The sequence below is a fragment of the Cognataquiflexum aquatile genome (assembly GCF_003316845.1).
GTDB lineage: Bacteria > Bacteroidota > Bacteroidia > Cytophagales > Cyclobacteriaceae > Cognataquiflexum > Cognataquiflexum aquatile.
Map to the genome: position 1 here is coordinate 301012 of NZ_QMIK01000003.1, position 14211 is coordinate 315222.

17 protein-coding genes are annotated in these 14211 nt (G+C 40.8%); 4 read left to right on the forward strand and 13 right to left on the reverse strand.

Annotated features, from left to right (window positions below; genetic code table 11):
- Positions 1-1200, forward strand: a complete 1200-nt coding sequence (gene chrA, locus DQW11_RS10120) for a chromate efflux transporter (RefSeq protein ID WP_113923955.1) — start codon at positions 1-3, stop codon at positions 1198-1200.
- Between the two features lie 81 nt (positions 1201-1281).
- On the opposite strand, the gene hpf is transcribed toward chrA, so the two are convergent.
- From hpf to DQW11_RS10150, 6 genes are all read right to left on the reverse strand, one after another.
- Positions 1282-1587 (reverse strand): ribosome hibernation-promoting factor, HPF/YfiA family, encoded by a 306-nt coding sequence (gene hpf, locus DQW11_RS10125; protein WP_113923956.1) that lies wholly within the window; start codon positions 1585-1587, stop codon positions 1282-1284.
- Positions 1588-1616: 29 nt separating this feature from the next.
- On the reverse strand, positions 1617-2501 hold the full coding sequence (locus DQW11_RS10130; protein WP_113923957.1) for a tyrosine-type recombinase/integrase: 885 nt from the start codon (positions 2499-2501) through the stop codon (positions 1617-1619).
- 234 nt (positions 2502-2735) lie between these two features.
- Entirely contained in the window at positions 2736-2930 is a 195-nt protein-coding gene (gene rpsU / locus DQW11_RS10135) for a 30S ribosomal protein S21 (RefSeq protein WP_113923958.1), read from the reverse strand.
- Between the two features lie 165 nt (positions 2931-3095).
- Positions 3096-3344 carry a FoF1 ATP synthase subunit delta/epsilon gene (locus DQW11_RS10140; RefSeq protein WP_113923959.1) on the reverse strand — a complete coding sequence of 83 codons (249 nt, stop codon included), beginning with the start codon at positions 3342-3344 and terminating at the stop codon, positions 3096-3098.
- Positions 3345-3387: 43 nt separating this feature from the next.
- On the reverse strand, positions 3388-4890 hold the full coding sequence (atpD, locus tag DQW11_RS10145; RefSeq protein ID WP_113923960.1) for a F0F1 ATP synthase subunit beta: 1503 nt from the start codon (positions 4888-4890) through the stop codon (positions 3388-3390).
- A 396-nt stretch (positions 4891-5286) separates the two neighbouring features.
- The gene (locus DQW11_RS10150; protein WP_113923961.1) at positions 5287-5781 is read right to left on the reverse strand and encodes a C40 family peptidase; all 495 of its coding nucleotides are present in this window, start codon (positions 5779-5781) and stop codon (positions 5287-5289) included.
- Positions 5782-5864: 83 nt separating this feature from the next.
- Here DQW11_RS10150 and DQW11_RS10155 point away from each other — a divergent pair, with 83 nt between their 5' ends.
- Together DQW11_RS10155 and DQW11_RS10160 are read left to right on the forward strand one after the other, a co-directional pair.
- On the forward strand, positions 5865-6842 hold the full coding sequence (locus tag DQW11_RS10155) for a tetratricopeptide repeat protein (protein ID WP_113923962.1): 978 nt from the start codon (positions 5865-5867) through the stop codon (positions 6840-6842).
- Positions 6835-7077 carry a hypothetical protein gene (locus tag DQW11_RS10160; RefSeq protein ID WP_113923963.1) on the forward strand — a complete coding sequence of 81 codons (243 nt, stop codon included), beginning with the start codon at positions 6835-6837 and terminating at the stop codon, positions 7075-7077. The genes DQW11_RS10155 and DQW11_RS10160 overlap by 8 nt, the downstream gene beginning before the upstream one ends.
- A 13-nt stretch (positions 7078-7090) precedes the next feature.
- Here the strand turns inward: DQW11_RS10160 and coaE are convergent, their stop codons facing one another.
- The 7 genes from coaE to DQW11_RS10195 form a co-directional block, all read right to left on the reverse strand.
- Entirely contained in the window at positions 7091-7693 is a 603-nt protein-coding gene (gene coaE / locus DQW11_RS10165) for a dephospho-CoA kinase (protein ID WP_113923964.1), read from the reverse strand.
- On the reverse strand, positions 7680-8651 hold the full coding sequence (locus DQW11_RS10170; RefSeq protein WP_113923965.1) for a YbbR-like domain-containing protein: 972 nt from the start codon (positions 8649-8651) through the stop codon (positions 7680-7682). The genes coaE and DQW11_RS10170 overlap by 14 nt, the downstream gene beginning before the upstream one ends.
- Before the next feature lie 7 nt (positions 8652-8658).
- Entirely contained in the window at positions 8659-8973 is a 315-nt protein-coding gene (yajC, locus tag DQW11_RS10175) for a preprotein translocase subunit YajC (RefSeq protein WP_113923966.1), read from the reverse strand.
- Positions 8974-8976: 3 nt separating this feature from the next.
- Positions 8977-9522 (reverse strand): DUF1573 domain-containing protein, encoded by a 546-nt coding sequence (locus DQW11_RS10180; RefSeq protein WP_113923967.1) that lies wholly within the window; start codon positions 9520-9522, stop codon positions 8977-8979.
- A gap of 12 nt (positions 9523-9534) precedes the next feature.
- Positions 9535-9837, reverse strand: a complete 303-nt coding sequence (locus DQW11_RS10185) for a YtxH domain-containing protein (protein WP_113923968.1) — start codon at positions 9835-9837, stop codon at positions 9535-9537.
- A 13-nt stretch (positions 9838-9850) separates the two neighbouring features.
- Complete coding sequence (nusB, locus tag DQW11_RS10190) at positions 9851-11035, reverse strand: transcription antitermination factor NusB (RefSeq protein ID WP_113923969.1); 1185 nt, start codon at positions 11033-11035, stop codon at positions 9851-9853.
- A 141-nt stretch (positions 11036-11176) separates the two neighbouring features.
- Positions 11177-12277 carry a Glu/Leu/Phe/Val family dehydrogenase gene (locus DQW11_RS10195; RefSeq protein ID WP_113923970.1) on the reverse strand — a complete coding sequence of 367 codons (1101 nt, stop codon included), beginning with the start codon at positions 12275-12277 and terminating at the stop codon, positions 11177-11179.
- Between the two features lie 144 nt (positions 12278-12421).
- Here DQW11_RS10195 and DQW11_RS10200 point away from each other — a divergent pair, with 144 nt between their 5' ends.
- Positions 12422-14209, forward strand: a complete 1788-nt coding sequence (locus DQW11_RS10200; protein WP_113923971.1) for an ABC transporter ATP-binding protein — start codon at positions 12422-12424, stop codon at positions 14207-14209.
- Positions 14210-14211: the final 2 nt, after the last annotated feature.

Sequence of the window (14211 nt, forward strand, 5' to 3'; positions counted from 1 at the left end):
GTGTCAGTCAGGAAGGTCAGGTATTATCTCTATCTCAAAGATGTATTATTGCTCTCCCTGACCGCATTTGGTGGCCCGCAGGTTTTTCTTGCCATGGTCTTGGATACCATGGTGACAAAGCGGGGATACATCAAAGAGCAGGAATTGTGGGAGTTGAATGCACTCTGTCAGATCCTGCCCGGTCCCACCTCGACACAGACGATTTCTGCTATTGGATATAGGGTAGGCGGGCCAAATCTCGCCTACCTTTCGCTTTTTGTATGGATTTTGCCAGCCACGCTTTTGATGATCGCGGCTGCTTTTTTGATAGACTTTCTGCAGGAAAATACACCCGGTGCCTTGAGTTTTGCAAAATTCATTCAGCCTATGGCCATCGGATTTATAATCTATGCTGCCCAAAAGACGATTTTCAAAATGGTCAAAACCACCGAGGCATCTGTCCTGATGATGTTTTCGACTTTCATTTCCTTTTTCTATAATTCCCCTTTCCTTTTTCCATTGTTGCTTCTAGTAGGGGGAGTGACCACTTCCTTGAAGTACAGAAATGAACCCAAGGAAGAAGGTGACAAAAAGCTTGTCATTGCATGGGCCAATTTCTACTTATGGGGAGGAATCCTGGTTTTTGCAGCTATTCTGGGTGCTTTGACAAAAAATCAGGCGGTGCTTCTGTTTGAGAATTTTTACCGAAACGGTAGTCTGATTTTTGGGGGTGGGCAGGTATTGGTTCCTTATCTATTTACGGAGTTTGTGGAATTCAAAAAATTTCTGACTTCACAGGAATTCTTGACTGGATATGCCATATCACAGGGGATTCCGGGCCCGACATTCAGCATCAGTGCCTATGTAGGTGCGCTTTCTATGCGAGACCAAGGAATTATAGGTTTGTTGACAGGAGGATTTATTGCATCTGCAGGGATTTTCTTACCCGGTACATTCCTGATTTTCTTTGTTGTCAAATTTTGGGACAAATTGAAAAAATTCCGTCCCGTCCGGGCAGCTTTGGAAGGCATCAATGCAGTAAGTTGTGGGATGTTGATTGCAGCAGCCTATTTGCTTTTTGAACCATTGGAACCTGATTTTTTCAATATTGCGGCCATTATGGGGACTTATCTCTTATTGAACTTTACCAAGCTTTCTTCCCCACTCATCATAGCCGTGGGGATCTTGGCGGGTATTGGGTTCCACTGGTTTTTTGGATGATTTGCGAAGCGTAAATTATTGTCTTGAATTATAAGGAAATCTTAAAAAAGATAAACCCCGCTTTCGGCGGGGTTTTGTAAGCTATTGGTTGACCAAGACCATTTTTTCCTTGAATTTTTTGAGCTGTCTCCGAAGCCCCTCTATGGCTTCATCGGCAGCGGCTTCAAATGAATCGCTTTGGTTTTTGGCAAAAAGTGTCTTGCCGGGCACATTCAGTTTGATTTCAACAATTTTATTTTCATTTTTTTCATGCTTGTCGAGTCTCATAAAAACTTCACCGTCGATTATTCGATCAAAATAGGTGTCAAGTTTATCGGCTTTTTTCTGGATAAAATCGATAAGCTTTTGATCAGCATCGAAATGGATGGAATGCATTTGAAGTTTCATAACGTAAATGGTTTATAGTGAAAATTATATTAAGCTTTTGGATGTGCCTGTTCAAACACAGCCTTGAGTTTTTCCATGGAATTGTGGGTGTAAACCTGCGTTGCGGCAAGGTTGGCATGCCCAAGAAGGTCTTTGACAGCATTGAGGTCAGCGCCTTTGTTGAGTAAATGTGTAGCAAAAGTGTGCCGTAAGAGATGGGGACTTCTTTTGGTAGTCTGAGCAAAAAGGTCTAAATGTTCTCTTACAATGCGGTAAATCTTCATCGGGTAAGCCTGTTCCTTGTGGTTTATAACGATAAAATAGTCACTATCTTGTAGATTTGAAAACGTTTCCTGAAATACTTTTCTGTACGAAACAATATTCTTTTTGAGGCCTTTTGTGATTGGAATTATTCTTTCTTTCTTCCGCTTTCCGAGTACTTTCACTCCTTCCCCCGCCAAATCAATGTCTTTCCACCTGAGTTCCAATAATTCGGATAGACGGACGCCTGTCAGGTAGAGAAATTCCATGACCATTTTGTCACGCTGTCCATCAAAATCAGGCTCAAACTGCAATTCATCCAAGACTTTGTCGATAGCATCTTCCTGCACAAATTCTGGCAATCGCTTTGGCGTCTTCAGTGCACGAAGTTTGTAAGTTGGGTCTTTGGTGATTTCTCCCGAGCGCATCAGAAATTTATAAAAAGAACGGAGTGTAGCGATTTTTCTATTAACTGATGTTGAACTCAGTCCCTGATCGACGAGGTCGATGATCCATGCACGTATTTCAGGATGATCTGCGGTGCTGATGTCTTCTTTTTCGAAGGAGATTGAACAAAACTTACTGAATTGCTCTAGATCCTTTCTATAAGCCAAGACAGTATGTCGGCTTGCCCTTTTTTCGAATTCTAGGTAATTGATAAAGGAATCGGTCATTGGAGCGAGAAAGATGATGAAATGAAGTTAGTATAAAATCGCCAAGAAATGAATCTATTTTGAATCATTGGGTCAGAAATTTTGATCAAGATGTGATGTGCCGGGTTTTCAAAAAATAGAGAGATTTGAGTTGACTCATCTTGAGCTTAAAAATATATCCGAAGCTTGGTAATAAAAAAGCGCATCCACTTTCGTAGATGCGCTTTTTGATTTTATTTCAAAAGTCAAAATGAATTACTTCATTTCTGCCTCTTGCATTTTTTGCTTGTATGCTGCTTTGATAACTTGTTCTCTGTTCCTTACAGATGGCTTTACAAAGTGCTGTCTCGCTCTGAGCTCTCTTACGGCACCTGTTTTATCAAATTTCTTTTTGAAACGCTTTAGCGCCTTCTCGATTGATTCGTTCTCTTTTACGTTGACAATGATCATATGTATACACCTCCTTTCAGGGTTGCAAAAGTAGGATAATAATTTACCAATACCAAAATATTTCCGTTCATCTTCTGACTTCTATTCTCAAATGATTTTCAAGATGGCTAAAAAAACAAAACCCGGCTTTTCAGTCGGGTTTTGGATTTGAATGATTATGAATTATCAATCAATTACTTTCTCAGCAAGAAGGACAATTTTGTTGTCTTTTACTTCCACCACACCACCGTCGATGATATGGCTTTTTTTCCCTGCTTTGGTGGTATAGGATACCGTTCCTTTTCCCAAGGCGGAAACAATCGCCGCGTGGTTGTTCAATACCTGAAAAGAACCGTTAGCTCCCGGAAAAGTAGCCTCCGAAACTTCACCTTCAAATACTTTTAGGTCCGGTGTGATGATTGTCAATTGTATCATGATGCGTTTAAAACCTTATTTGTCCGATGGATCGGAATGAAAATTACATTACTTCAGCCAGCATTTTCTCCCCTTTGGCAATCGCATCTTCAATAGATCCTACCAAGTTGAAGGAAGCTTCCGGCAAATGATCCAATTCTCCATCGATGATCATATTGAAGCCTCTGATGGTGTCTTTGATGTCAACAAGCACACCTTTCAAACCGGTGAATGCTTCTGCAACAAAGAATGGCTGGGAAAGGAAACGTTGAACCCTTCTCGCTCTGTGAACGACCAATTTGTCTTCGTCAGAAAGTTCTTCCATACCCAAGATGGCAATGATATCCTGAAGTTCTTTGTATCTCTGAAGGATCTCTTTTACTCTTTGGGCACAACCATAATGCTCATCTCCCAATACCAAAGGATTCAAAATCCTTGAAGTCGAATCCAAAGGGTCTACCGCAGGGTAGATACCCAATTCGGCGATTTTACGGGAAAGTACTGTAGTAGCATCCAAGTGGGCGAAAGTAGTCGCCGGTGCCGGGTCAGTCAAGTCATCGGCAGGTACGTAAACGGCCTGTACTGAAGTGATGGAACCGTTTTTGGTAGAGGTGATTCTTTCCTGCATCTGACCCATTTCTGTGGCCAAGGTAGGTTGGTAACCTACCGCGGATGGCATCCTTCCCAATAGGGCGGATACTTCAGAACCTGCTTGTGTAAATCTGAAAATGTTGTCAATGAAGAATAGGATATCTCTTCCCGTTCCTTCACCATCACCATCTCTATAATATTCTGCCAATGTCAAACCTGTCAAGGCAACCCTTGCACGGGCTCCGGGAGGCTCGTTCATCTGACCAAACACGAAAGTAGCTTTGGATTCTTCCAATTTTTTCATGTCCACTTTGGAAAGATCCCATCCTCCTTCTGTCTCTAACGAATGAAGGAAATCATCACCGTAAGTCACGATACCTGATTCGATCATTTCTCTCAAAAGGTCATTTCCTTCACGGGTTCTTTCACCGACACCCGCAAATACTGAAAGACCTGAATATGCTTTTGCAATGTTGTTGATCAATTCTTGGATCAATACGGTTTTGCCTACACCGGCACCACCAAAGAGACCGATTTTACCACCTTTTGCATAAGGGCAAACCAAATCCAAGACTTTAATGCCTGTATAAAGGATTTCAGTAGCTGTGGAAAGGTCTTCAAACCTTGGCGCTGATCTGTGGATTGACATTCTTTTGGTTGACTTCACTTCAGGAAGACCGTCGATCGCCTGTCCGATCACATTGAATAGTCGTCCTTTGATTTCCTCACCGGTAGGAACTGAAATCTGACTTTCCAAATCTGTAACATCCTGACCCCTAACCATTCCCTCAGTTGCGTCCATCGCAATGGTCCTGACTCTGTCCTCACCTAAGTGCTGTTGAACTTCCAAAACCACTACCAAACCGTCTTCTTTGGTAACTGTCAAGGCATTCAGAATCTTTGGTAATTTTCCTCCTGCGAAGGAGACGTCCACCACCGGACCGATTACCTGAGTTATCTTACCAATATTTGCCATTTTTTATTTTGATGTAAAAAGGATTGATGCTTTAAAATTCGAATGCAAAATTAATTATAAAAGCTTAATACCAAAGGATGTTTGGAAATATAATCCACATAGTTTTTGGACTATTGAGCTATGAAATCAATTTTAACTCCCGGTATTTTTTATTTTATGCAGCCAAAATGCAAGAAAATAGAGCTGAGAGTCGAGAAACGAGAATCAAGACAAAAGATTGAAATAAAGTGGAAATACGGTTGAAATAAATTGAAATAAAAAGGGAGACTTGGTCACTGTCTGGTTATGAAATGTTAACGCGAAGCAGACAACCACGATAACAAATACAACCACTACAACAATTACAACTCAACAACCATTAACCTAATAACCATTAACCAAATAACCGTTAACCAACTAGAAAATCCTCCGCCCAAACAAAAACGCTTTGGTCCAATAAGTTTGGCTGAGATTGTCCTCCGTGACACCCAAGGAAGTGGAGGAATGGATAAAAATGATGTTTCCCTTTGACGTGTCCGTGACTATACCTGCATGGGTCACCTGGTTTTTTTTCTTGCCTGTGGCAAAAAAGAGGACATCGCCTTTTTCGAAATTTTTCCCTGAAACTTTTTTCCCCTCCTTGCTTTGAGCTGCCGAATTTCGCGGCATGGTGATCCCGACACTGTAAAATGCATGATAAACCAAAGCCGAGCAATCCATCCCCGATCTGGTAGTGCCGCCATAGCGGTAAGGAGTACCACGGTAGCTTCTTGCCGTTTCGACGACCTTGTTCACATTCTGTTTCCTGAGATTTTTACTGGATGAGCAAGCTCCAAGAAGTAACAGACAAAAAAGTAACGGCAATATTTGGTGTGAAAAGAACCTTAATTTTTCTCTTGGATTTGTACTCATTTGTAATCGAAATATTTTAAATTCAATAATACATTCCTATTTCCTGCTTTCAAAGGTTTTTCAAGCTTAAAATTTTGATTCATATGTTAAAAAAAATCGTTTTTTACGGAATATTGCCACTTTTTTTCATTTCCTGTAGCCAAAAGGAAAAGGAGAATAAAGTCATTTACTTAGAAGAAATTTCACCAGAAACAAAAGTGTTTCAGGCTATTGGCCTGCTGGGGGACTCGCTTTTCACAGACATCGATTCCTCTTTGCAGCAAACCCAAATCGATAAACTTGAAGAAGCGGAAAACCTGTATGGCGAAGATCCAAGTCTTGAAAATCTGATTTGGATCGGTAGGCGAGAAGCGTACCTCGGAAGGTATGACTTAGCCATCCGGACTTTCAGCAAGGCAGCCAAACAATATCCCGATTCCTTCGAGGCACTGCGGCACCGGGGACACAGATTTATTTCAATCCGGGAATTTGACCGAGCGATTCTTGATTTTTTGAAAGCAGCGGAACTGATGGAAAACCTTCCCCTACAGATCGAACCTGATGGGATGCCCAATAAGCAGAACATCCCGCTTTCCAATGGACAATTTAATGTTTGGTACCATTTGGGGTTGGCGTACTATCTGAAAAATGATTGGGAGAAAGCTTTGGAGGCTTACCAAAAGTGCCTTGAAGTATCGGACAACGATGACCTGATAGTGGCGACATTGGATTGGTACTATATGACTCTGGTCAAAATGGGAAAAACCAAAGAGGCCCAAAGCCTAATCAGGGCTGTAAACACCAAGATGACTATCATTGAAAATGATGCGTATTTCAAAAGAATATTGATGTATAAAGGAGAACTGAAACCGGAAGCGCTGATGGATACGGAGGATTCAAAATCGGAAGATCAAAAGCTTCAATATGTGACCCAAGGATATGGATTGGGCAATTATTACTTGTCCAAAGGGGATACCGCCAAAGCAAAATCCATTTTTGAAAATGTCCTTGCAACTGGATATTGGTCGGCTTTTGGCTATATTGCTTCAGAAATGGAATTGGCTGGATTAAAAAATGAGTAAAGAGGATTTCAAAATATTGCCGCTTCACAAAAAGATACACATGCTTTATACAGAAGGGACTTTTGTAGTGGGGATTCGGTATTATACGCACAAAGTGAATCTCTATCTACTTGAAGATGAATACATAGAGGTTTTTTATAATCATAAATTAGATAAGATTGACAAAATAGATTTTTTGGATCACCAGCATACCCGCATGAAATTCTATCTCGATCAGATTCAGTTATCTGTCTGAATCTGTAAAAAAATCAAAGATTCAAAAGTTGACGGTGGATTTCCAAAACTTGGGGAATCAGCAGCCTGTTGTCAGTATTTTTGATGACGAAATCTGCCAATTTGTTTTTTTCTTCATCAGGAAGCTGCTTGTCTATGATATCGTTTACCTGTTTTTCGTTCCTCTGCGGGTCCCGCATCAATACTCTGGAAATGCGGATCCGGATCGGAGAGGATACATTGATGACCTTGTCAAGGTCTTTGTATGACCCGGTTTCAAAAAGCAAAGCTGCCTCCTTGAGTACATAGGGAGCAGTTTGGGCATTTGCCCAATTTTCAAAGTCAGCTTTGACGGCAGGATGGACGAGCCCATTGATGGTTTTTACTTTTTCTTCATCCGAAAAAACCTGTGATGCCAAAAATACCCTGTTGAGCACTCCTGTTTCTGAATAACTTTCTTGTCCAAAGTTAGCTTTTATCTGTTCTTTCAAAGCCTCATCATTGGCCATGAGCCACTTTGCCCTGTCATCTGCATAATAAACGGGGATTCCCAAAATTGAAAAAATCCTGGCAACTGTGGATTTTCCTGAGCCGATTCCTCCTGTGATCCCTACCAACAAAGGTTTATGGTTTGTCATACTTCAGTTTCAAAACCTCAGGTTCAAACTTGATTTTTTCTAAAAATACCGGTTTCGGCTTAACTTCCACAAAAATGGTACTGTCTTCCCTGTCGCGGTTATTGTAATTTAGAATTGCTTCAAATTCATACTCACTGAGCTCTGCCACTTTTCTTTCATCAATGAAATATGACATGATGATATTGGCAGGCTCTTGGGCAAGGCTGACATTTTTTGGGAAATTGAGCATTTTGATTTTCAATCTCTTATTACCTTCCAACATTTGGAAAACCTCAAATTTTACCTGGACACTTTCATCCTCTAAAGTTAAAAAATCAGTATACGCCGAAGGCAAAGTCAGGGGGATGAGTTTGTTGAATTCCTTATTGATTTTATCTTCACCTAAATTCACTTTCAAGACCCCTTCCAATTCCTGAAGGACAGAAGTAGGGCCTTTGATATCTACAAAAGGCGGATCTATATTAATGGAGCTTCCGAGTCTGAAATTTTGCGCAAGGGTAGTCGAAGTGGTGTCAATTTCAATTTTGACTTTCCTTGTGACGATTTTATCAATATTGAATTTGATGGTGTCAGTAACCATCGAAACCAAAACCGAAGGAGTAAGGTTTTCGGCAAGTGTTCTCCTCAGTTCGGATGTCAGGATATAATTCTTTGTGGAGGGGTTGTTGATTTCGATCAAAAACGGACTTTCATTGATTTTGAAGTACTTTCTCAATAAATCCCAACCATTTCCATTGATCTCGATTTTGATTCGACTTGGCAATTCTTCGACAGGCATAAACTCCGTATCATCGAAAACAATTTCGATGGGATAATCCACGACAGTATTGTAATTGTCTTTGTTGAGTGCATTTAAAACCCAAAAAGTGGCGGCTGCGAGAAAACACAGGGCCGCCACTTTCATGTTTGCAATCTTTTGCGGATTAAGGTTGGTAAGGAGTTTCTTAAGCTTGGCCAAGATAATTTTATTTGGTTCCGGTTGCTTTTTTGGTGAAATCAGCTGAGATCGCAGATTTTTCAACCTTCAATTTCAATCCTTTATCCAATTCCAATGTAACCGTATCACCTTCAATGGAATATATTTTTCCATGGATTCCTCCGATTGTGACTGCGGTATCTCCCTTCTTGATGGATTCAAGAAAGTTTTTGGTTTCTTTTTGTTTTTTCTGCTGAGGTCTGATCATGAAGAAATACATGATAAGGATGATGGATCCGAATAGAAATACCTGACCCATTATTTCAGAACTCAAAAACGACTGCAATAAAATCTGATTGTTCATAAATTATTTTTTTACGGGACCCAATTGGGCAGGACCGGCACTAGCCAGTTTTGGTGTTACATTTCCTTTTAATCTCAATCTTGTCACATTAGGGTTGGTATTGGCCTGAATGGTAACAGTAGGGGCCTGAGTACCGGTCTTAGCAGTGGAGTTAAATACCACTTTGACAAAACCTTCTTCACCCGGTTTTACAGGAGTTTTGGTCCAGTCAGGGCTCGTACAGCCACATGAAGCAGTGATATTGGATATCACCAAAGGTGCTTGGCCTTCATTTGTGAATTTGAAAATATGTTCCACAACTTTTCCTTCACTGATGGTACCAAAATCAAATTCCATTTCAGAAAAACCAAACTGTCCCAAAGAACTAGGGTCGGCATCGACAACATTGGTGACATTGGCAGGAACAGCTGCAGGCTGTGCTGCTTCAAGTTTTGCCAGTTTCTCTTCCAATGCAGCGATTTTGTCTGATTGGTCATCTTTTTTTGTTTCGCAACTTGCAGCCATTAAAGCTACTGCAAGAGTCAGGGCTGATAATCTGAAATATTTCATAATAAATAGGGGTTAATTAGCTTCTCTGTTGATTTGTTCGATAAGTTTATTGACGTCGCTGAGCAAATTCTCTGCTTTGTTTTTTGCGTCCGAAATTACTTTGTTTCCCTCTGATTTCGCTTCATTGAGGGGAAGATTTTTTCCTTCTATCAGATCATTGATAAGTTTTTCAAGTTCTGTTTTGTATTTAAAAAGCTGATAGGAAAGTTTGTCCCTTGTGTTTTTACCTGTATCGGGAGCAAACAAAATCCCTAAAGCTGCACCAATGCCTGTCCCGACAAGTAGTGCTATCCATGCATTTGAATTTTTGCTCATTGTTTTGATATTTTTATTTATTGTCCAATAGTCCTCTTCCACTTTTACGGATATCTCCGTTTTCTGTTAATTCCTTTGACAAAACATCCAAAAGTCCGTTTACAAATTGCTTGCTTTTGGGGGTGCTGTAGGTTTTTGAAATGTCAATATATTCGTTGATACTTACTTTGATGGGGATACTTGGGAAATTCTTCATTTCCGTCAGGGCCATTGAGATAATGATTTTATCTGTTTGGGCTACCCTTTCGATGTCCCAGTTTTGTGTTTTTTTGGATATTAATTCCTTATTGATCTCGTCATTTGCGACGGTCAAGTTAAAGATATTTTGGAAAAATTCCTTATCGTCCTCCCAGTTGATGGCGATTTCGGGAAGGACTTCTTCCGAGGAATCGTAGTGATCCTTTACATTTTTAAGCACTTTTGATGCCAAGCTGCGTACTATCGCCTTGTTTTCAGTCCAGTTAAAATCTTTTTCTGAAAAGAAATTCATGATGGCTTCTGTCTTGAAGATTACTTTCTTCAAAATCTCATCTGTGATTTCAAAGTCATCCTCCAAGGTTGGTTCGGCGATTTTGATATAGTTTTGATATTCCTCAAAAGGTTTTACATAATCCCTAAACCATTCCCTGATCTCCAGTTCAAGTTCCCCGATGTGGACGTGTTGTCTGGTTACGGCAGATTTATATTCGTTGGAATTCCTGATTTTAAGTAAAATCTTGTTTTTGGAAAAATTCACTTCCCCTTCATTGAAAGTGACTTTTTCAGTCGCATATTTCTTTTTCTTTTCAGCCTCTGCGGAAACATGGTCTGCAAAAGCAAGGAGTAATTCTATGGAATAGAGATACAACTGCGGAAGTCTTTCGGCCGAAGCCACCATGTTTTTAGCCAAAAAATCAAAATCCTTTTTGTTGGAGGAATGGTAAAAATTGATGGCACGTCTCGCCTCTTTGAGGATCCGTTCGTTGGTGTCGCTTTTTGAGGTCAGGGTATCGGTATTCAGGTTGTTGACAAAAATCTCGGTTGTGATACCGGACTCTTTTCTCAACAGATTTTTGTCTTGCACCTCCATACTGTTCAGATCAGGCAGGAAAGCCTCTTTTATTTGATCTTTGGCAAGATTGAAGTTGGAAGCCCTGCACTGTTCGTAGGCATAAAGGTTTTGAAAAGCCTTAACCCTAAGTATTCGTCTGTTTAACATACCTGAAATAAAAGAACGTAAATATAAATCAATTTGGGGAAGGTTAAGAAGTGAATGGTGTTTTAACCTTCTCAGAATACAAAAAACCACCTGATTCAGTTCAAATTCTGAAAAATCAGGTGGTTTTTTATTGGAAGTTTATCAGTATGGCAATTTTACTTTGCCCATCGCTTCGATCCTGTTCCAAGCCATCTCGGTTGCGGCTTGCTGGGAAGGAATATTTTCTCTTTCAGATTTATCCAGTATGGATGTGCAGATATCGTAAATTTTTTCTGCATGCTTGTAAGTGAGGTCCCTGTTATACCCACCCACAAATTCCGCATAGACATTGATCAATCCGCCGGCGTTGATCAAGAAATCCGGAGCATAGGTAATTCCTTTTTCTAAAAGGATTTTGCCGTGCTTTTCTTCATCCTGAAGTTGGTTGTTGGCTGCTCCCGCGATCACTTGGCATTTAAGTCTGTCAATTGTCTGATCATTGACGGTCGCTCCCAATGCACATGGTGCATAGATGTCCATGTCTATATCAAAGATGACACTTGGGTCCACTACGGTAGCTCCTGTTTCTTTGGACACCTGCTTCAATCTATCTTCGAAAATATCTGTGATAAATACCTGTGCCTTTTCCTTCACAAGATATTCTACCAGATATTTTCCAACTTGTCCGATTCCTTGGACAGCGATTTTTTTCCCTTCTAGGTTGTCCGAACCATAAGCTTTTTTTGCTGCAGCCTTCATACCCAAATAAGTGCCATATGCCGTGACAGGCGATGGATCGCCTCCTCCGCCTCTGACCTCAGGCAAACCGGTGACATATTTCGTCTCCATGGCGATATATTCCATATCGCTGGTTTTCATATTGACATCTTCTGCGGTGATGTATCTTCCTCCCAGACTATTGATAAACCTACCGAATCTTCGGAGATAGGCTTCATTTTTCAATTTTGGATCTCCGATCAAAACTGCCTTGCCTCCTCCGATATTGAGTCCTGAAATGGCAGCTTTGAAGGTCATCCCTCTTGAAAGTCTCAACACATCTGTAATGGCTTCTGCTTCGGAAGCATAATTCCACATCCTCGTGCCGCCAAGGGCGGGTCCCAATACTGTATTGTGGATGGCAATGATTGCTTTTAAGCCTGTAGGCTCGTCATAGCATACGACCAGCTGCTCGTGGCCGAGAGAAGTAATCTGTCCATAGATGGAACCTTCTCTCACTTTTTCCTCAGTTTTAATCTCTAGCATTTGAACTTGGAATTTTTTAATGTGTTATATTTGGGATTGGCTTTTAAAAACCGCAGGACAAAATTATATATTTTGAATGAGGTTTTATAGCGCAATTAAAAGAGTATTATAAAACAAATCAAGAGTTTTAAAAATTTTTATTTCGTGAAATCACTTTGGCGCCTCAATAAATATTTTGTAAAATATAAGGGATATCTTCTGATGGGTATCTTATTTACCATCATTTCCAATGTTTTTGTAATTATTCCTGCCCAGTTGGTAAGAATTGCCATAGATTATGTGGTGGAGAGTTTTGCCTTTTATCAGGTTTTTGCTGATGGTGAATTGGCCACTGTGGCCCGTAGCCAATTCATGAAATTCGTATTTATTTTTGGGGTTCTGATTTTGGTGATGGCGCTTTTGAGGGGATTTTTTCTTTTTCTGATCCGTCAGACGATCATCATCATGTCGAGGCTAGTCGAGTACGACATGAAAAATGAAATATTCGAACACTACCAAACCCTACCTTTGAGTTTTTACCGCAAAAACAGCACAGGAGACCTCATGGCAAGGATAACGGAAGATGTCAGTAGGGTAAGGATGTATCTCGGCCCGGCAATCATGTACGGAATGACACTTTTGTTTTTGTTCCCGATGGTGATCGGATACATGTTGACAGTCAATGTAGAATTGACAATATATTCCCTTTTGCCGTTGCCGATTCTTTCTATTAGTATCTATTATGTCAACAACCTGATCAACGAACGCTCCGAAAAAATACAAAGGAGCCTTTCCGGACTGAGTACGTTTGTTCAGGAAGCTTTTTCCGGAATCAGAGTCATCAAGGCTTTTGTGAGGGAAGAGGACAGTACTTCCCAATTTAACAAAGCAAGCGAGGATTATAAAGAAAAGTCAATCGATTTGGCCATGGTCAATTCCCTGTTTTTTCCGTTGATCATGGGTTTGATCGGAATCAGCACCCTGATTACCGTCTATGTAGGAGGCATGCAGGTGATAGAAGGAACGATCGGTTATGGTGTCATCGCGGAGTTTATCCTGTATGTCAATATCCTCACTTGGCCTGTGACATCTTTGGGATGGGTCACAAGTATCATCCAGCGTGCGGCGGCTTCACAGACCAGGATCAATGAATTTATGGATGAAAAAAATGACATCCTCAGTACCGAATACCTTATCGATGAAATCAGGGGCGATATTGAAGTCAAAAATTTAAGTTTTGTGTATCCGGATTCCGGAATCAGAGCGCTTGACAAATTAAGTTTTTCTATTGACTCAGGGGAGTCTTTGGCAATTATCGGTACTACCGGTTCAGGGAAGTCCACGATTGCTAACCTCCTCATGAGGATGTATGACGCAACGGATGGCAAAATATTGATCGACAAAAAAGACATCAAGGCATATGACGTCGCTTCCCTCAGAAGGCAGATTGGATATGTTCCGCAGGATGTATTTCTATTCAGTGACAGCATTGCCAACAATATCGGGTTTGGATTGGATACCATAGCCGAAGGCAAAGTAGAAAAAGCTGCCCAAGATGCCGATGTCTATGACAATATCATCGATTTTCCACAGGGATTCGAAACCAAACTTGGAGAAAGAGGCATCACACTTTCCGGAGGTCAGAAGCAAAGAGTATCTATCGCGAGGGCGATAGCCAAGGAACCGAGCATATTGTTGCTCGACGACTGCCTGTCAGCTGTGGATACCAAAACAGAAAATGCGATTTTGAATTCCCTCAAGAAGATCATGGAAAACAGAACCTCCATCATCATTTCCCATAGGGTATCTTCCGCCAAACTTGCCGACAAAATCATTGTGCTCGATGATGGAAAAATGGTCGAGCAGGGCTCTCATGATTACCTGCTAAACCTCAAAGGAGTATATGCTGATCTTTATGAAAAGCAGACCCATTCGGTAGATACTGTCGAGTAGTA

Bases quoted from the DNA above. Each gene is read 5' to 3' on its own strand.
- hpf (WP_113923956.1), bottom strand. From the start codon at position 1,587: ATGAAACTTCAAATGCATTCCATCCATTTCGATGCTGATCAAAAGCTT.
- DQW11_RS10130 (WP_113923957.1), bottom strand. From the start codon at position 2,501: ATGACCGATTCCTTTATCAATTACCTAGAATTCGAAAAAAGGGCAAGC.
- rpsU (WP_113923958.1), bottom strand. From the start codon at position 2,930: ATGATCATTGTCAACGTAAAAGAGAACGAATCAATCGAGAAGGCGCTA.
- DQW11_RS10140 (WP_113923959.1), bottom strand. From the start codon at position 3,344: ATGATACAATTGACAATCATCACACCGGACCTAAAAGTATTTGAAGGT.
- atpD (WP_113923960.1), bottom strand. From the start codon at position 4,890: ATGGCAAATATTGGTAAGATAACTCAGGTAATCGGTCCGGTGGTGGAC.
- DQW11_RS10150 (WP_113923961.1), bottom strand. From the start codon at position 5,781: ATGAGTACAAATCCAAGAGAAAAATTAAGGTTCTTTTCACACCAAATA.
- DQW11_RS10155 (WP_113923962.1), top strand. From the start codon at position 5,865: ATGTTAAAAAAAATCGTTTTTTACGGAATATTGCCACTTTTTTTCATT.
- DQW11_RS10160 (WP_113923963.1), top strand. From the start codon at position 6,835: ATGAGTAAAGAGGATTTCAAAATATTGCCGCTTCACAAAAAGATACAC.
- coaE (WP_113923964.1), bottom strand. From the start codon at position 7,693: ATGACAAACCATAAACCTTTGTTGGTAGGGATCACAGGAGGAATCGGC.
- yajC (WP_113923966.1), bottom strand. From the start codon at position 8,973: ATGAACAATCAGATTTTATTGCAGTCGTTTTTGAGTTCTGAAATAATG.
- DQW11_RS10180 (WP_113923967.1), bottom strand. From the start codon at position 9,522: ATGAAATATTTCAGATTATCAGCCCTGACTCTTGCAGTAGCTTTAATG.
- DQW11_RS10185 (WP_113923968.1), bottom strand. From the start codon at position 9,837: ATGAGCAAAAATTCAAATGCATGGATAGCACTACTTGTCGGGACAGGC.
- nusB (WP_113923969.1), bottom strand. From the start codon at position 11,035: ATGTTAAACAGACGAATACTTAGGGTTAAGGCTTTTCAAAACCTTTAT.
- DQW11_RS10195 (WP_113923970.1), bottom strand. From the start codon at position 12,277: ATGCTAGAGATTAAAACTGAGGAAAAAGTGAGAGAAGGTTCCATCTAT.